Origin of the sequence: Rhodovarius crocodyli, assembly GCF_004005855.1 — a bacterium.
GTDB classification, from domain to species: domain Bacteria; phylum Pseudomonadota; class Alphaproteobacteria; order Acetobacterales; family Acetobacteraceae; genus Rhodovarius; species Rhodovarius crocodyli.
On sequence record NZ_SACL01000001.1, the window covers coordinates 148,738 to 165,608 of the forward strand.

The window sequence follows — 16,871 nt, forward strand, 5'->3', positions numbered from 1 at the left end:
GGCCATGCAGCGACGTTCCCTGCTGGGCGGCCTGGCGCTGCCCCTCATTCCCGGTGCGGCCCTGGCCCATGCCGGGCACCGCGCGCCGGTGGTGGAGACCACCTCCGGCCGGCTGCGCGGCATCGCGGGCGAGGGTGTGGCGGTGTTCAAGGGCATCCCCTATGCCGACACCACCGCGGGCGCCCACCGCTTCCTGCCGCCACAGGCCGCGCCCCGCTGGGCCGGCGTGCGGGAGGCCACGGAATACGGCCGCAATGCCCCGCAGCTGCGCGGCCCCGGCGTGCCGGAATTCGCCTGGTACTGGGCCGACCTGCCGCAGGGCGAGGACGCGCTCAGCCTCTCCCTGTTCACTCCGGCCACGGATGACCGGCGCCGGCCCGTGCTGCTGTGGCTGCACGGTGGTGCCTTCTCCTCCGGCACGGGCTCCGCGCCTGGCTTCGATGGCTCTCATCTGGCCCGCGCGCAGGATGTGGTGGTGGTTTCCATCAACCACCGGCTGAACCTGTTCGGGCATTTCTTCACCGGCGAGCCCCAGGACGGCCTCTCGCCCGAGGCCGGCAATCTGGGCGTGCTGGACCAGATCGCGGCGCTGCGCTGGGTGCGGGACAACATCGAGCGTTTCGGCGGTGATCCGGGCAATGTCACCATCTTCGGCCAGTCCGGCGGGGCGGCAAAGGTGACGGCGCTGTTGGCCACCCCTGCCGCAAAGGGGCTGTTCCACCGCGCCATCGTGCAGAGCGCCTCCGGCGCCTGGCGCCTGGCCACGCCGGAGAACGCGGCGCGCGCCGCGCATGCGGTGCTGACGGAGCTGGGCCTGACGGCGCACGAGGCCAGCCGCCTGCGCGACGTGCCTGTCGACCGGCTGCTGGCCGCCCTGGGCAAGGTGGGGCCCGCCGAGTTCCGCCCGGTGCTGGACGGCCGTGTCTTCACCCAGCACCCGTATGAGCCTGCCGCCGCCGACACCGCGCGCGACGTACCCGTGCTGATCGGTTGGACGGAGACGGAGGCCACCTTCTTCCTGGCCGGCGATCCGGGCAATTTCACGCTCGATGCCGCGCGCGCCCGGGCGCGCATCCAGCGCTTCCTGCGCCTAGACGAGGCCGCGACCGACCGGGTGATCGCGGGCTACCGTGACCTGTACCCGGAGGCGACGCCGAGCCAGTTGCTGATCCGCGTGGCGAGCGACCAAAACTACCGCCTGCCGACTGCGCTGGTGGCCGACCGCCACGCCGCCGGCGGCGCGCCCACCTATGCCTACGAGTTCAACTGGGTCTCGCCCGCCCGGCAGGGGGCGCTGGGTTCCCCGCACACGGGCGAGGTGCCCTTCGTCTTCGGCACGTTGGACGCCGCCCAGGCGTTGGTGGCCGGCAGCCCGGAGGCACCGCGCATCCGTGACCGGCTGGGTGCCATCTGGGCCGGCTTTGCCCGCACCGGCAGGCCGCAGAGCGAGGCCGTCGCGGACTGGCGGCCCTATTCCGCGGCCGACCGGAACACGGCGCTGCTGGGCGGCGAATGGCGGGTGGCGAAGGACACGCTGGCGCGCCCGCGCGAACTGATCGGCGCGCTGAAACCCTTCGAGTACAGCGACCCCGTCACCTTCATCCGCGACTGAACCATCCCGGCAGGGCGGCCCGCCCGCCCTGCCTTTCCTGCCGGATCAATCCATGACCCTGCCGATCGACGCCCGCCGATATTTCGGCCTGGAGCAGCCCGCGCGCATCCGCGCCCAACTCGACATCCACCTCTCCGAGCACTGCTTCGCGCCCACGCCGGAGGAACCGGAGGCCGACTGGCTCGCCTCCGTCGCCACGCCGGCTTTCCGTATCCTGGCGCGCACGGGGCCGCGCCGCAGCTTCCTGTCCATCGGCACCGGCTGCGGGCTGGGTGCGGTGGAGATCCTCGGCGCGGAACAGGTCGCCGTCACCGACATCTTCGAGGACATCGTCCAGGCCGCCGCGCTGAACTTCGTGGCCAACCTGGCCCCCGGCGTGACCGTGCCCCTGACCGCGCGCACCGGCGATCTGGTGGCGCCGCTGGCCGATAGCGGGCTACGCTTCGACCTGGTGTACGAGAACCTGCCCAACACGCCCGTCGCGGATGCCGGTCAACTGGCCCGAGGGCAGACCGTCGCGGGCTTCCTGGCCCCGCGCGCGGAGGAGGTGCCGCCCTTGCTGAAGGACCGGCTGCTGGTGCTGCATTACCTGGCGCTGCGCCAGGTGCGGCCGTTGCTGAACCCCGGCGGCGCGGTGCTGTCCACCATCGGGGCGCGCATCCCGCTCGACAGCTTCGCCGCGCTGGCCGAGGCCGCAGGCTATCGCGGGCGGCTGCTGACCTATGGCTGGAAGAAGCAGGCCGCGCCCGAGGAGTACATCCCCGGCTACATCGCCATGGAGCGCGAGGGGCTCGGCCCCTTCCACTTCTACCGCGCCGACACCCTGCGCGCGGCCTTCGCCGGGCTGGCGCCGGAGGAGGCGGGTGCCGCCGCCCTGGCCATCGAGCAGGACCTCAAGCCCCATAGCCTGACCGCCACCGAGGCATTGGCCGCCCACCGCGCCGGTGAGGCCGTTGGCCATGCCGTCGTGGCGCTGCTGTCGGAGGCCGCATGAGCGCGCGCCAACTCGCCGACTGGGCGTGGAACAGGCTGCAGGCAGGGCTCGATCAGGGCGGCGCAGTGGCCGAGGAAATCCGCCGCGTCGGCGCACTGATCGGCCAGGCCGAGGAAGTGGAGCCGCCCCCGCCGCAGGACCATCCCGTGACGCGCCACCTGCCCGCCGCGCTGAGGGGCATCGAGGGGCTGGAGGCGCTGACCGGCCCGCTCGCCTGGCGCTACAGCTACCCGCCATCCCCCGCGCGGGCGGCGCTGGAACAGGGGCTGGCCTGGACCCAGGTGATCGGCGGGCAGGCTCCGCTGCGCCACGGGGCGCTCAGTCTGGGCTATCTGCTGCTGGCGCCGGAGACCGACTATCCGTTGCATCTGCATCCGGCGGTGGAGCTGTATCATGTGGTGTCGGGCACGGCACTGTGGACGGCGGGGGATATCCTGCGCCGGCGCGTGCCGGGGGATTTCATCCTGCATCCCTCCGGCGTGCCGCATGCGACCCGCACGCTCGCCCAGCCCATGCTGGCGATCTACAGCTGGACCGGGGATATCGGTACGGCGTCGCGCTTCGTGGCATGACAGCCCCGGGGGAGTTCTCCCCCGGAACCCGCCACGTTCACCTGCCGAGCGCCCGGCAGATCGTGTCTTCCAGCCAGGCATTGCCCAATCGCTGGTGCGCCAGCACCAGCCCGCTGGCGCCCAGCAGCACCGTCAGCAGCACGCCGCCCACCAGGTCACTGCGTCGCATCGCCGACACCCAGCAGCCCGAGCACGTCGCGCCGCAACTCCACCAGCTTCGGGTCGTCGCGGTGGCGCGGATAGGGCAGATCGACCTTGATCTCCGCCCGGATGCGGGCCGGGCGGGGGCTGAACACCACCACGCGGGTGGCCAGCAGCAACGCCTCCTCCACGTCATGCGTGACCAGCAGGGTGGTGAAGCCCTTGGCCTGCCACAGCCGCACGAGTTCCCCCTGCATGGCGATGCGCGTCAGGCTGTCGAGCTTGCCTAGCGGTTCGTCCAGGATCAGCAGGCGCGGCTCGTTCACCAGCGCGCGGGCGAGCGCCGCGCGCTGTGCCATGCCGCCCGACAGCTGGTGCGGAAAGGCGCTGGCGAAGCCGTCCAGGCCCACCACCGCCAGCGCCTCGTCCACGCGGTGCTTCTGCTGGCGCAGCAACCCGCGCGCCTCCAGCCCCAGCGCCGCGTTCCGCCACACCGTGCGCCAGGGATAGAGGGTGGGGTCCTGGAACACGACAACGCGCGAGGGATCGGGGCCGGTCACGGGCGCGTCGTCCACCAGCAGCTCGCCGGCGGTGGGGGGCTCCAGCCCCGCCACCAGCCGCAGCAGGGTGGACTTGCCGCAGCCGGAGGGGCCGAGGAGCGCCACGAACTCGCCAGGCACGGCGGTCAGCGACACGTCGTCCAGCACCGGCAGGGGCTCGCCCTTCAGCCTGTATTCGTGGCTGATGTGGCGCAGGTCGAGCGCGACGCCGGGCAGCGGGGTTTCCGCCGGCGGCGGCGCGGTCAGCAGATCGGCATTCACCATTTCACCACTCCCTTCTGCCAGGACAGCAGGCGGTCACGCAGCTTGAACAGCAGGGTGATCAGGCCCGAGCACATCAGCGCCATCACCAGCAGCGCCGCGTACATGTTGCCGTAGGCCGCCCAGCCCTGCGCCCAGCTGAGGTACCAGCCGAGGCCCGAGCGGACGCCCAGCATCTCCGCCACCACCAGCACGGCGAAGCTGGCGCCGAGGCCCATGAACAGCCCCACGAACACATGCGGCAGGGCGGCCGGGATCGCGACCTTCAGCACCAGGAAGCGCGGCTTCGCCCCCAGCGTGCGCGCCACGTCATAGAAATCCGGGTCGACCGAGGCGACGCCCGACCAGGTGAGCACCGCGACCGGGAAGCCGGTGGCGAGCGCGATCAGGAAGGTGCTGGCACTGGCAGAGGACGGAAACAGGAAGAAGGCCAGCGGCAGCCAGGCGGTGGCCGGCAGCGGCCCGACCAGCCGCATCAGCGGGTGCGCCCAATAGCCGAAGTGCTTCGACCAGCCGAGCCCGACACCCACCACGAAGCCCACGGCCGCCCCCAGCGCATAGCCGCGCGCGAGCAGCCAGAGCGAGGCCAGCACGCTTTCGGCCAGCCGCCGCCAGTCGTCCTGATAGACCTCGACCAGCTGCTGCGGCGGCACGAAGAACGGCATGGGCAGGACGGAGAATTTCGCCGTCAGCAACTGCCAGCCGGCCAGCGCCGCGCCCAGCACCACCAGCCAGGGCCCGAGCGGCACCACCCGCCGATGCAGGGCGGGCAGCAGACGGGCGGTGAGGCCCAGCACCAGGAACAGCCCGGCCAGCGCCGCCTGGGCGATCGCGACATTGCCGGTCTGCGTCCATTCGATGATGTCCACCTGGTCCGGCAGGCCTTGGGTGACGGCCGCGGCCGCCGCCCAGGTGATGGCGGCCAGGATGCCCGGCCACCACAGCCCGGGCCAGCGAAGCGCGGGATGCGCCTCGCCGGCGATGTCGACCGCGCCGCTCATGCAAACACATCCGCGGTGATGCGGTCCGCCATGCGGGAGGGATCGGTGTTGGCGCGGATCACGTTGATGCGCTTCAGGTCGGTGATGTAGGCCTGCAGCTCCTCGCGCAGCTGGCGGCCCACCGGGCTGTGGCCATGGGTGTGGGATTCCATGATCTCGCGCATCTCGGCGACCGAGACATTGCCCGGCGCATAGGCGGCGAAGGTGCGGGCCGCGAGCTCGTGATTGCCGGCCACCAGGTTCTGCGCATCGACCAGCGCCTGGCTGAGGGCGGCCGCCACCGGGCGGTTGCTGCGGATGAGGCTGCCGCGCACGCCCAGCACGCAGCAGGCGCGGTTGGCATAGTCCTCGCTGAGGTTGGTGGAGATCTCCACCAGGTCCAGCCGCTTGCGGAACTGCCAGGCCAGGGGGTCACCCAAGGCGATGGCCTGCACCTCGCCCCGGCTCAGCGCCAGCTCGAAGACATTGGCGGGGAACACCTTCCAGGTCACGTCGCGCTCGGGGTTCACGCCGTGGCGCGCCAGCAGGATGGAGAAGAAGTTCTTGTCCGGCGCGGCCATGTCCGTCACGGCGATGGTCTTGCCGCGCAGGCTGGCCAGATCCTCGGTGATGCCGGTGTTCTTGGCGGCCAGCAGCCGCATGCAGCCGCCATGGGTGCCGGCGGTGATGCGCACGTCGAAGCCCTGTTCCAGCGGCTTCAGCCAGCGCAGCGCCATGCCGACACCCGCATCGGCATGGCCGGTGGCGATGGCCTCCAGCAGCGCCTCGGTGGAGGCGCCGAAATTGATCAGCTCCACATCCAGGTTGTAGCGGCTGAAGATGCCTTCCCGCTCTGCCACCGCGATGGGGGAAGTGCAGAGCGCCGTGGCATTCCAGGTCAGCTTCAGCTTCACGCGCTCCGGCAGGGGGGCAGCGCGGTTGGCGGGCGGGGCCGCGCTGTGCCCGGCATGGGCGCTGTGGTCGTGCTGGGCGACCGCGTGGATGATCGGCGCGGTGGCGAGCGCCGCAGTGGCGACAAGCAGGCCGCGGCGGCGCGGACGGTTGGGTTCGGACATGGGTTCAGTCTTTCCGGATGGTCGGTTTGTGCGGCTTGGGGGGCGGCGCATCATCGATGCGCGGCGAAGGCTTCAGCGTTGGGCACCACGCCGATGGCGCTGTTGATGCGGTTGCTGAAATTGAAGTAGGCGGCGATGGCCGCGGCATCGAGAATGTCGCCATCCTTGAGGCCGGCCTGGCGCAGGGGCTCCAGGTCGCCGGGCTCGATCTCGCCCGGCGCGCGGGTGATCCGCAGCGCGTAGTCGGCCAGCGCCCGTTCGCGCGGCGACAGGCCGGCGTGACGGAAATTGGCCTCCACCCTGCCGACCCACAGCGCGTCGCCCGTGATCTCCCGCAGGGCGGCGGCATGGCCGAAGATGCAGGGCTGGCAGCGGTTCTCGGTGCTGACCACCAGGGCGATCAGCTCCTTCTCCTTCCGGGTGAGGCCGCTTGCCGGGTTCTGGTTGGCGGCGCGGCTCAGTGCGTCCTGGCCCAGCACCAGCTCGGGGCGGGCCAGCAAGGCCGTCTGGCCGTTGCGGATGTAACCCAGCTTCTCCTTCGTGCGGTCGAGCAGGGCCTGGACCTCGGCCGACAGGCGCGGGGCCTTCACCGTCAGCCAGGAGATGGGGGACTGTTTCGTTGCCATGCGGGTGGCCTCACTCGGCGGCGGTGGCGACGGAGACGCGCCCGCGATCCTGCGCGTCGGCCAGTTCGTGCAGCAGCGGCAGCAACTCCCGCCCGTATTGCGTCACGTCGGGCAGCGGGTCCCAGCCGCGCAGGATGTAGTGGGAGATGCCGATCTGCCGGTAGCGCAGCATGGCGCGCGCCACCTGTTCCGGCGTGCCGACCAGCGCGGTGCTGTTGCCGCGCCCGCCCAGCACGCCGGCGAGGGCGGTCCAGAGCCGCTCGTCATGCACGTCGGCGCGCTGGGCCAGACTGACGAGGCGTTGCGAGTTGATGGCCTGCCCGGCCGGGATCAGCCCCGCATCGCCGGCCGCCTTCAGCTTGGCGATCGCGCGTTCCCGGTAATGGTGCGCCTTCTCCCAGGCCTGCTTTTCGGTGGCCGCGATGATGGGGCGGTTGGACCAGGAGAAGGCGATCTCCCGCCCGCCCACGCCCGCCCGCACGCGCTCCACGGCGGCCCGGGTCTCGGCCAGGGGCTCGCCGAAGAAGGCATAGACATCGGCATGCTTCGCGGCCACCTGGACCGCACTGTCCGAGGCGCCGCCGAAGAACACCGGAATGCCGCCGGGCTGGAACGGCCGGATGTCCGACCAGGCCTGGCGGATGTCGTAGAACTCGCCCTGGTGATCGAAGGGCCGGTCAGAGGTCCAGGTCTGGCGCAGCACGGTCAGGAACTCATCGGTGCGGCGATAGCGCGCGGCGTGATCGGCGTGATCGCCATCCTTGCGCTGGTCGATGTCCTCGCCGCCGGTGATGACGTGCAGCGCGAGGCGGCCGCGCGTCAGGTGGTCCAGCGTCGCGAGTTTGCGTGCGGCGAGGGTCGGCGAGACGAAGCCCGGCCGGTGCGCCAGCAGGAAATGGATGCGCTTCGCGGCCGCCGCCGCCTGGGCCAGCACCAGGAAGCCGTCGGCGGCATTTGTCCAGTAGCCCGCGAGGACGCGGTCGAAGCCGCCGACCTCATGCGCCAGGGTGATGCGCTCGATGAAATCGGGCTGGAAGGCAGGGCCCGAGGGCGCGTCGAGATCAGAGGTCGGGCGGGCCCAGATCATGCCCGTGATGTGAATGCTCATGGCGTGGCGTTCCGGATGCGTGGGATGGGGAAGTGGATTCAGCGCCTGAAGCGCCGACACGGTCCCTGCACGCGGCGGCGCGTCGTCTGACGGGGGTGGGGGAATGCCCTCATGGCTGGACGCCGGCGCGGTGCCAGCCAGCGAAGCGTGTCGGCGGCAGCGCGGCGGATGCCGGCGCAGCGTGCGTGGTGCCCATGGCGTGCCCCTTGGTTAATCAACGAATCTAGAATGATGAAATCGTATTCAACGATCATGATTGTTGTATTTAACGATAGCGGCAAGGGGTAATTCGTAGATTTACGAAAATTTTGTGCGGAATCTTCGATGACGCCTCGGTGCAGGCTGCCAGCCCCCCCCACGTCGAAGGGCGTTGAGCCGCTTAGCGATGGCAAGGAAGCGGGAGTGTGACCGGACCCGGTCACGCAGGATTTCACCGGCGTGGTGCCGGAACAGTCCGAAGGGTGCCAATGGCGCTGCAACAGGGGCCGGACAAACGCTGATCGCCGGACTTTGTGTCAGACGCCTCGTTATCGAAGTGGCACGTGCAGCAGGATCTTTTTGCGCGGCGACGGATAGCCGCCCCTGGATAACACTTCGTCACTTTACGTGGGAAATTTTCCCACCTACCGGTGTTCCATCGCAAACGCTTGGAAACTGCGGCATGACAAACTCAAACCGCGCCACCTTGGGCCTGCTGGCCTGGGCCTGGCGGCTTCTGTACATGGCCAGGCGCGCCATCATCCTGGTTGCCTTCTATCTCCTGCCGGTGACCTGGCAGCGGCTGCGCCTGAGCGTTCGGCGACGGTCGCATGTCCGAGACCTGACGGAAGGACGCCTGCGGCATGCGGGCCGAAACTGGGCCCTGCTCGTCGTATGGCAGGCCGAGGATTGGCCCTGGTTTCTCGATGTGCTGCTCGATGCGCTGGCCCGGCAAGGCACCAACGTTCTCCTGGTCGCCAACGCCCTCCCCCAGGATGCGATCGCGGACCACATGCTCGACCGCTGCGCAGTGCTGCTGAGGCGGGACAACCAGGGCTTCGACTTCGGTGGCTTCCAGGACGGCTATGACTACCTCATGAATCGGGAGGACCCACAGCGCGTTCTTTTCGCCAATGACAGTGTCGTCTACTATCCGGGAGGGCTTGATCAACTCTTGGACAAGCTTCTGCCAGCCCAGGCGGGCGCCGATGTCATATCGACCTTCGAGAACAGGGAATATCAGTTCCACTTCCAGTCTTTTCTGTTCTCTGTTTCCGCCTCCCTTCTGCGCAGTGCCGCCGTGCAAAGGTTCTGGCAACAGTATTTGCCCATCTCAAACCGACGTTGGTGCATCTTGCGCGGGGAGATCGGGCTTTCGCGCTGCCTGCTCCGCGCCGGGCGGTCCTTCGAGGTGATTGCCTCCGGCGTGGCGCTGGCCCAGGCCTTGGTATCCATGGAACCCACGGAGCTGCTGGCCCTTCGGGGCGATGCGACCGAGGAACTCCGGACCGACTGGGATGCCCTCAGGCCGCTGGTCAAGCAGGCGTCGGTCCAGGGGCCCAGCCGTGAGGCAGCCAAGGCCTCTCTGATCATGGAGGTCGTCGCGCTGTGCCAGAAGCGCTCCCCGCCCCATTGCGCGCCTTTCCTCTACGCCCGGTTGCTGGGGATCCGGCTTCTGAAGCGCGACCTGATCTGGCGCGACCGCTACAGCCTGACGGAGCTCGAGTGGAGCATGCGGCGCAGCGGGCTCGAGGACCGGCTGGATGAAGTGATGGCGGGTTTCCGCCGGCGGGGCAGAGGCAGCCAACTGCGCGGCATTCAACGCGCGCGCTATGACATCGGGGTGATCTGATGAGCCGCTTGCGCATGTACGACGCGGCCACGCCGAAACGGCGCGCCCGGAGTCATGAGGACCTGCTCGAAGGGTTCGCCCGTTGGCGCCTGGCCTGGGCGCTGGCGCGGGGCGACATCATGCACCGCTACCGGGGCTCTGTCCTGGGGCCGCTCTGGATGACGGTCTCCACGGCGGTGATGCTGATGGCACTGGGCTTTCTGTACGCCAAGCTCTTCCGCTTGCCCGTCGTCGAGTACCTGCCCTGGCTGGCGGCCAGCCTGATCGTCTGGAACATGCTGGCCCAGATTACCGCAGAGGCCTGCACGACACTGACTTCCGTCGAGGGAATCCTCAGGCAGATGCCGCTGCCTTACAGCGTGCAGGCGCTCCGGGCCGTGCTGCGGGGCGCGCTGATGGCGGCGCACAACCTGCCGCTCATTCTGCTGGTCTTTCTGGTCTTCGGCATCACGCCTGGGTGGGGAACGCTGGCGGCGGTGCCTGGCCTTGCTTTGCTGGCGGTGGATGCTTTCTGGGCTTCGCTGCTGCTCGGGATGGTCTGCGCGCGCTTCCGTGACATCCCGCCCATCGTGGCCTCGGTCATGCAGCTGGCCTTCTTCGTCACGCCCGTGATGTGGAAGCCGGAACTGGTGCGCGGCTGGGCCGCCTGGCTTCCGCTCAACCCGTTCTTCGCGGTGATGGAGACCATCCGCGGGCCGTTGGTGGGAACCGGCGCCTCCGCGACCGTCTGGGCATCCGCGCTGCTCTACAGCCTCCTGCTCTGGGCCGTGGCCCAGGCATTCTTCACGCGCTTTCGCGGCCGCGTGGCTTTCTGGGTGTAAGGAATCTTCCCTTGGGCATGACGCATATCGAGGCCGAGGGGCTCGCGATCGAGTTCCCACTCTATCATCACAACGCACGCTCGCTGAAGAAGCGGTTGCTCGCCGGGCATGGGCGCCTCAAGGCCGAGGACAGCCGTGTGGTGGTGGCCGCATTGAGAGGGCTGTCCTTCCGCATCGAGCGCGGCGAGCGGGTGGCGCTGATCGGGCCCAACGGAGCGGGCAAATCCACGCTGCTGCGGACGCTCGCCGGAATCTACGAACCAGTGGCGGGGAGGCTGATCCTGGAAGGCGAGGTCGGCTCACTCATCGACGCCTTGGCGGGCATGGACCCCTTGCTGACGGGTCGGGAAAATATCGTGCTGCGTGGGCTCTATCGCGGCATGACCGAGATGGCGGCAAGCCGGCTGGCGACGGAGATCGTGGACTTCGCCGGGCTGGGCGAATTCATCGACCTCCCCGTCCGCGGCTACTCCAGCGGGATGGGGGTGCGGCTGGGCTTCGCGCTCGCGACGGCCATGGCGCCCGATATCCTGCTGATGGACGAGTGGTTCCTGGCGGGGGACGCGGACTTCATGGCGCGCGCGGAGGAACGGCTGACGCGGCTGGTGACGGGATCGGAGATCCTGGTGATCGCCACGCACGACATGACCATTGTGCGGAAATGGTGCACGCGGGTCATCCGGCTGGAAGGCGGCGCAATCGTGGCAGACGGCCCTGTGGCGAAAATCCTGCCTGACGGCGGCTAGCCCAGCACGAGCTTGACGGCGGGCGTGAGATTGAGCGGCCCGGTCATGCCGCTCAAGCGCCGCGACAGTTCGCAGAGCAGTCGGATTGGCGCCTCATCTCCGACCATCCGGCGGTGCGCCACCCCGGAAGCTGCCTGGCTGCTGCGGGCGTTCACTCGAGTCCAGGAGACGTGCGCCACCCGGCCGGTCGCCCGGGGAGTTTCCGGTGCCGCGCCCGCTCGTCTCTCCGGCTGGCATCGAGCCCCGTTCGAGGCTCCGGTTTGGCACGGGAGCGGGCTCCCCTCTCTGTCCACGAAAGGCGCCCGGCACCGGCGCCTGCCCGCCCAGCGGACGATCCGTCGGTGTCGCGCCGGTGGCCTCGCTCAACCTGGACGCGGCCAAGCCGGCCGGCCCAGACCTTAATTCCACGACACCACGCCGGGTACCGAAGGGAGCGAGCCCGGCCGGCGCTCTCGCGTGCATTGCCGGCCCAAGTGTCACCATGCCCGCATGGACGTTGAAATAGCCCTGGTAGAGAAAGCGGCCGAACCCGGGGCCGAACCAGGCCGTCGGGTCGCGCAGCAGGACGTCCGGCTCAACGGACACCGGAACCAGGACACCGTTCTCCAGGCGGCCGGAGGCGATCACCGGCCCGGGGCCGGGCAGCGGGAAGCCGGGCCCGACGCGGATCGGCAGGTTGCCCAGGACGGGTACGCCGTCACGCCAGCTGAGGATGCCATGTATCGTGACTGTGCCGGCCGCTGCCGGCGGGCGACGATCGATGCGCGAGGCGACGAGAACGCCGGCCGGCGTGCGCAAACCGCTGACCAGCACGACGTCGCCCACACTCCAGTCGCCGCCGCCAGGCAAGGCCGCCCCCACCACCACGCGCTGACCCGCCACCCACAGCGCGCCAGGCTCGAGCGCCTCCACAGGGCCCGAGACTTCGTAGCGCACGGTCACCCGGCGCGCCCGGAGTGCGCCCTCCTGACCGCCGGCCGCGATGACCACGACCTGGCCCACGCGCAGTGCGGCGGGCGACCCCGGGACGTCACCGAAGAGCACCGGAAGGGCCGGGTCGTAGGTGACATGCAGGCCGTTGACGCAAATGCTGGCGAAGCCGGTGACCACGCCGACGATACCGGTCCCGCCGATGCCTCGGTCTCCATCGCCGCCATCGGCCAGGCCGATACCGGTGCCGCCGATCCCCCGATCACCGGAGGCGCTCCGTTCCGGGGGGCCGCCATCGGGGCCGATGCGGCAAACGCCGTTGTCAGCCAAGGGCGCCTGGGGCGCGCGCTCCGTGCAGGCATTGGCGAGCAGGAGGAGGACGCTCAACAGCCGGGCTGCTCTCACGGCGTCTCTTCCTCCCGGTAGAGATAGACGCCGAGATTGGTCCTGACGGTCGGTGCGCCTGGTGTCGTCGCCTGGCCTTCCACCAGGGAAAGGGCCAGGCGGTTCAATTCCACCAGCAACTGCTGCGCCGCCGCGCGGCCGGCGGCTTCCAGCTTCTGTGCCGCTTCCGGCGAGAGGCCGTCATAGTGCAGGCTGCGTTCCAGGAAGGGAGGCGTGCCCTCGGCCGACACATTGGCGGCTGCCGCAGCCATGTGGTCATGCAGGTTGCGCGCCAGATAGAACAGCCGTGCCTCCTGCCCCTCACGCGGGATGAAGGCCGCGACATTCAGTCTGATGTGTTCATCGACGTCCAGCGTCGCGATACCCTGTGCCAGCCAGCTGTCGAGCACGGAACGCGGACGCACATCGGTTGTCACGGAGACCACGAGCGCATCGAAAGCCGCCCGGGACAGAGGAAGCGGGTCGCCGGCCTGGTTGGTGTTCTCTGGCAGGCCGAGCCAGCGAGAGATGAGCTGGCTGTTAAGGGTGACCACGGCCGGAGGAGCGTCGTCGACCGGCGCGGGTTCCTCGCGCAGGCGCCGGATCTCCTTTCGATGAACGCCTGTAAGGAGTGCCAGGCGACTGTCGGTGGGCGGGCCGCCGTCGGATGATAGATCCCTCGCAGCCGTCTCGACATAAAGGCCGCGCAACATCTCGGCAAAGACGGGAAAGGTCACGCCCGCCCGGATAAGCAGGCGCAGCAGCGGACGCAACGGCCGCCGCAGCGCATGGAGGAGGGCACCTGGAGGCGGAGGAGAAGGCAGATCGATCACGTCGGGGATAGCTCTTATCACGAACGCCACGTGGGGAAAACGCCCACGCGATCTTTACGTGGGAAATTTTCCCCCGTATACGTGCCGCACACCCCACGGAGCCATGCCGTTGATACCCCTTCCGGCTTCCATCGTTCCGATGAATGCATTGCGTGCCTCCCTGCCTGGTAGGGAGCAAAAGGCCGAGCCTTACCTCGACGCCGAACTAGCTTTGCGTCTGTTGCGTCATCACACGAAGAACACGCTGCAGCGGGTACTCGCTGAAATAGTCTTGATCGATGACGCCCATCGTTCCTCAGCGAATGACAGACTGCTGCGCGACCTAGCGCGACGTATTACATTGAGTGTCTCGCTTTCCGACGCACTTTTCGGCATCGTCAGTTCACCGCGCTCGATGCACGAGCGAATGAATTCCATTTGTGCGGGGACGATCGAACTGCTTGGCGATCCGGACCAGGTCATACACCTGGACTTGAAGTTGGACGGAGAGTGCCCGGCGCATCTACGCGAGACCCTGCTGCGCGGCACCAGTGAGATGCTGGGCAATGCCATTAAGCACGGGCTGCATGAACGCATGGTCGGTCGGATCACAGTCCGCCTCATCGTCGGCATCTCCGAAACGCGGCTGACTGTTGAGGATGACGGCTGGGGCTTCTGTGCCGCTTGCGAGGAAGGGGACGGCTTGGGGCTGACGCAGGCACTCGCCGAACAGCATGGCGGAACCAGCAGCGTGCAACGAATTCGCTATGGCACGCGCGCGGAGATGGTTCTGCCGAACCGGCGCGACGAAGGTGACGATCCCGATCACCCCTGATCGAGCAGCGCTGCCCGCCCATCGCTGATCCTGAGTGACGCGGGTCGTGCGATTGGCTTGGCTCGCGCCGGACATCGTCAAGGCGATCGTCGAGGGCCGGCAGCCGATGGAGCTAACGGCCAAGCGCCTGCTGGAGAACAGCCGGCTGCCGCCGTGTTGGAAGGAGCAGCGACAGCATCTCGGGATGAGCTAGCGCACCCACCGATCCAACCATCACCGTGCCAAACGGCATCGCGCACGCTGCGGTGCCGACATCTTTCATGGTCGGCTGAACAATATCCGCGGACCAATCCGCCTCAGCCGTCCTCGCGCAGTCAGGGCGCGTGTCTGCACTCCGCTCTCGTAAAAAGCGTAGCGGCTCTCGTGGCCTCTGGGGCCAAAGACAGCCTCGATCAGGCCTCACGACTAAGACGATATCCGAAAATCCGCGGATGTCCGGCGGCCTTCAGCGACACGCACAAACCTGAAAACTTAGCATTTCCAAGAAGATATCGCTGGCGGACAGGGTGGGATTCGAACCCACGATACGCTTTTGACGTATACGCACTTTCCAGGCGCGCGCCTTCGACCACTCGGCCACCTGTCCGGCGGACGCCCTCTTAGGGCGAGTTGCGGAACAGCACAAGCGCCAGGCGGCCTGTAAGCCGGGTTCTGTCCTGTGGATAACCCACATGGATGACCATTCCTCTGGGATGTGTCTCGCGACACACCTCACGCGGCCAACCCGGGCAGCGGGGCGGATACCCCTGTGCTTGCGCACGGCTGCCCCTATTCGGCCTTGCTCCCGGTGGGGTTTGCCTTGCCGCCGCCGTTGCCGGCAGCGCGGTGCGCTCTTACCGCACCCTTTCACCCTGACCCGGGCGGACCCGGGCGGTTTGCTTTCTGTGGCACTGTCCCTGAAGCAGCCCGAAGGCCACCCCGCCGGTCGTTAACCGGCACCGTCTATCCGTGGAGCCCGGACTTTCCTCCAGCCCGGGATCACTCCCGGGCCAGCGGTCACCCGGCCGCCTGGCGGGCCGCAATAGGCGCCAGCGCGCCCGGCCCGTCAAGCCGCGGCGGTTCCGGCCTCCGATTCGCACAGCAGCGCCACGGCCGACAGCCGCGCCAGCGTCTCGGCATCGGCCAGCCCATCCACCAGCATGGGGCGCCAATGGCGCTGGAACGCCCGCAGCAGCACAGGAATGGGCAGGTCCGTGCGATAGCCGATACGCGCCAGCAGCGCCGCCGGGTCGGCACCGGGCACGGGCGGCAGGTCGGCAGGCCACAGCCCCACCCCCTGCCCCGCCAGTTCCTGCCAGTCGAACAGCTCGCCCGGGTCCTCCTTGCGGTCCGGGGCGATGTCGCTGTGCGCCACCACATTCCGCTGCGGGATGGGGTGGCGGGACATGATCTCCAGGCACAGGTCGGTCACGGCGGCCATCTGCAGCACCGGAAACGGCCGATAGCCCCATTCATGCCCGGGGTTCACGATCTCGATGCCGATGCTGCGACCGTTCAGCAGCTCATGCCCGCGCCAGAACGAGACACCGGCATGCCAGGCACGCCGCTCCTCCGGCACCAGGGCGAAGATCGTGCCGTCCTCCTCGACCACGTAATGGGAGGACACGCGCGCGGCCGGGTCGCGCAGACGCTCGATCGCCGCGCGGCCGGTCTGCATGCCGGTGTAATGCAGCACCAGCGTGTCGATCGGCACGCCCGCCGGGCGCTCGTCGTGGTTGGGGCTGGGGGCCAAGCGGGTCATGCTTTGCGGCTCACAGCTTGCGGTCCCGCTTGATGCGGTCCCAGGCGGCATTGATCTCGGCCACCTTGTCGGCCGCACGGCGCACCATGTCCGCCCCACCCCCGCGCGACGCGACGGCATCCGGATGGTTCTCCCGCACCAGGCGGCGCCAGGTCGCCCGCGCCTCATCATCGGTGGCGCCTGGCGCGATGCCCAGCACCTGATAGGGGTCGGGCCCCGTCGGCATCGGGCGCGGCTTCTGGCTGGTGCTGTCGCGCGCGCGCGTCCAGGCCGGCGCATCCAGGCCGAAGCCCAGCTGCACCCGCTGCAGAAAGGCGACCTCGCCATTGGTCAGCGGGCCGTCGGCGCGCGCGATGCTGAACAGGGCCGCCAGCACGTCCTCCAGCATTTCCCGCCGGTCGGCGAAGGCATGGCCCATGCGGTCGGCGAAATGCTCATAGCCCTGGGCGTCCTCCCGCGCGCTGTCGAACAGCTTCGCCACCTCGCCCATATTCTCGGGCGGGATGCGGAACTGGCGCTTGAAGGCGTCGATCTCCACGCGCTTCACCGGCCCGTCGCATTTGGCCAGCTTGGCCGAGAGCACGACCACGCCGACCGCGAACAGCTGTTCGCGCGTGCCCAGCATGGCGGCCAGCTGCGCCGGGTCACCCAGCCTGCCGGCGCCGGTATCGGCCGCGTGGCCCATGGCCGCCCCCACCAGGGCGCCGATCGGCCCGCCGGTCAGGAAGCCCGTGAAGCCCCCGATGATCTTTCCCCAGAAACTCAAACCAAGCCTTCCATCTCTCGCGGGTGGCGGGCACCCTCTTGCAAGGGCGCCCGCCACCCGTCAAAGGCAAAGATG

18 protein-coding genes, 1 tRNA gene and 1 other RNA gene are annotated in these 16,871 nt (G+C 69.0%); 8 read left to right on the forward strand and 12 right to left on the reverse strand.

Features of this window, described 5'->3' with window-relative positions; translation table 11 throughout:
• Positions 1-4 precede the first annotated feature (4 nt).
• The 3 genes from EOD42_RS00680 to EOD42_RS00690 are packed head-to-tail and all read left to right on the forward strand — an operon-like array spanning position 5 to position 3,178.
• Entirely contained in the window at positions 5-1,612 is a 1,608-nt protein-coding gene (locus EOD42_RS00680) for a carboxylesterase/lipase family protein (RefSeq protein WP_206020209.1), read from the forward strand.
• Between the two features lie 52 nt (positions 1,613-1,664).
• Positions 1,665-2,606, forward strand: a complete 942-nt coding sequence (locus EOD42_RS00685) for a hypothetical protein (protein WP_127785136.1) — start codon at positions 1,665-1,667, stop codon at positions 2,604-2,606.
• Positions 2,603-3,178, forward strand: coding sequence for a dimethylsulfonioproprionate lyase family protein (locus EOD42_RS00690; protein WP_127785137.1), 576 nt, complete (start codon positions 2,603-2,605; stop codon positions 3,176-3,178). Before EOD42_RS00685 ends, EOD42_RS00690 begins: the two co-directional genes overlap by 4 nt.
• A gap of 37 nt (positions 3,179-3,215) precedes the next feature.
• Here the strand turns inward: EOD42_RS00690 and EOD42_RS26460 are convergent, their stop codons facing one another.
• The 6 genes from EOD42_RS26460 to EOD42_RS00715 are packed head-to-tail and all read right to left on the reverse strand — an operon-like array spanning position 3,216 to position 7,930.
• Positions 3,216-3,347: a hypothetical protein gene (locus tag EOD42_RS26460; protein WP_276318116.1), complete on the reverse strand. Its 132-nt coding sequence runs from the start codon at positions 3,345-3,347 to the stop codon at positions 3,216-3,218.
• On the reverse strand, positions 3,334-4,143 hold the full coding sequence (locus EOD42_RS00695) for an ABC transporter ATP-binding protein (RefSeq protein WP_127785138.1): 810 nt from the start codon (positions 4,141-4,143) through the stop codon (positions 3,334-3,336). Before EOD42_RS00695 ends, EOD42_RS26460 begins: the two co-directional genes overlap by 14 nt.
• Complete coding sequence (locus EOD42_RS00700; protein ID WP_127785139.1) at positions 4,137-5,141, reverse strand: ABC transporter permease; 1,005 nt, start codon at positions 5,139-5,141, stop codon at positions 4,137-4,139. Before EOD42_RS00700 ends, EOD42_RS00695 begins: the two co-directional genes overlap by 7 nt.
• Positions 5,138-6,196, reverse strand: coding sequence for an ABC transporter substrate-binding protein (locus EOD42_RS00705; protein ID WP_127785140.1), 1,059 nt, complete (start codon positions 6,194-6,196; stop codon positions 5,138-5,140). Before EOD42_RS00705 ends, EOD42_RS00700 begins: the two co-directional genes overlap by 4 nt.
• A gap of 50 nt (positions 6,197-6,246) precedes the next feature.
• Positions 6,247-6,822: a peroxidase-related enzyme gene (locus EOD42_RS00710; RefSeq protein ID WP_127785141.1), complete on the reverse strand. Its 576-nt coding sequence runs from the start codon at positions 6,820-6,822 to the stop codon at positions 6,247-6,249.
• Between the two features lie 10 nt (positions 6,823-6,832).
• Entirely contained in the window at positions 6,833-7,930 is a 1,098-nt protein-coding gene (locus tag EOD42_RS00715) for an LLM class flavin-dependent oxidoreductase (protein ID WP_127785142.1), read from the reverse strand.
• Positions 7,931-8,591: 661 nt separating this feature from the next.
• Between EOD42_RS00715 and EOD42_RS00720 the strand changes: the two genes are divergently transcribed.
• The 3 genes from EOD42_RS00720 to EOD42_RS00730 are packed head-to-tail and all read left to right on the forward strand — an operon-like array spanning position 8,592 to position 11,328.
• Positions 8,592-9,761 (forward strand): hypothetical protein, encoded by a 1,170-nt coding sequence (locus EOD42_RS00720; protein WP_127785143.1) that lies wholly within the window; start codon positions 8,592-8,594, stop codon positions 9,759-9,761.
• Positions 9,761-10,582 (forward strand): ABC transporter permease, encoded by an 822-nt coding sequence (locus tag EOD42_RS00725; protein ID WP_127785144.1) that lies wholly within the window; start codon positions 9,761-9,763, stop codon positions 10,580-10,582. The genes EOD42_RS00720 and EOD42_RS00725 overlap by 1 nt, the downstream gene beginning before the upstream one ends.
• A 17-nt stretch (positions 10,583-10,599) precedes the next feature.
• Entirely contained in the window at positions 10,600-11,328 is a 729-nt protein-coding gene (locus EOD42_RS00730; protein ID WP_127785145.1) for an ABC transporter ATP-binding protein, read from the forward strand.
• Between the two features lie 93 nt (positions 11,329-11,421).
• On the opposite strand, the gene EOD42_RS00735 is transcribed toward EOD42_RS00730, so the two are convergent.
• Together EOD42_RS00735 and EOD42_RS00740 are read right to left on the reverse strand one after the other, a co-directional pair.
• Entirely contained in the window at positions 11,422-12,645 is a 1,224-nt protein-coding gene (locus tag EOD42_RS00735; RefSeq protein WP_127785146.1) for a DUF5666 domain-containing protein, read from the reverse strand.
• A 14-nt stretch (positions 12,646-12,659) separates the two neighbouring features.
• Positions 12,660-13,475: a DUF6502 family protein gene (locus tag EOD42_RS00740; RefSeq protein ID WP_240654736.1), complete on the reverse strand. Its 816-nt coding sequence runs from the start codon at positions 13,473-13,475 to the stop codon at positions 12,660-12,662.
• 103 nt (positions 13,476-13,578) lie between these two features.
• Between EOD42_RS00740 and EOD42_RS00745 the strand changes: the two genes are divergently transcribed.
• Together EOD42_RS00745 and EOD42_RS25735 are read left to right on the forward strand one after the other, a co-directional pair.
• On the forward strand, positions 13,579-14,289 hold the full coding sequence (locus EOD42_RS00745) for an ATP-binding protein (protein WP_127785147.1): 711 nt from the start codon (positions 13,579-13,581) through the stop codon (positions 14,287-14,289).
• Between the two features lie 34 nt (positions 14,290-14,323).
• Positions 14,324-14,482 (forward strand): hypothetical protein, encoded by a 159-nt coding sequence (locus EOD42_RS25735; protein ID WP_164867719.1) that lies wholly within the window; start codon positions 14,324-14,326, stop codon positions 14,480-14,482.
• A gap of 302 nt (positions 14,483-14,784) precedes the next feature.
• On the opposite strand, the gene EOD42_RS00750 is transcribed toward EOD42_RS25735, so the two are convergent.
• From EOD42_RS00750 to EOD42_RS00765, 4 genes are all read right to left on the reverse strand, one after another.
• Positions 14,785-14,875: transfer RNA gene (locus EOD42_RS00750), tRNA-Ser, on the reverse strand.
• 38 nt (positions 14,876-14,913) lie between these two features.
• Positions 14,914-15,301, reverse strand: an RNA gene (gene rnpB, locus EOD42_RS00755) — RNase P RNA component class A.
• Between the two features lie 33 nt (positions 15,302-15,334).
• A complete protein-coding gene (locus EOD42_RS00760; protein WP_127785148.1) occupies positions 15,335-16,030 on the reverse strand; it encodes an N-acetylmuramoyl-L-alanine amidase in 696 nt (231 codons plus the stop codon).
• 10 nt (positions 16,031-16,040) lie between these two features.
• Positions 16,041-16,796: a TerB family tellurite resistance protein gene (locus tag EOD42_RS00765; protein WP_127785149.1), complete on the reverse strand. Its 756-nt coding sequence runs from the start codon at positions 16,794-16,796 to the stop codon at positions 16,041-16,043.
• Positions 16,797-16,871 lie beyond the last annotated feature (75 nt).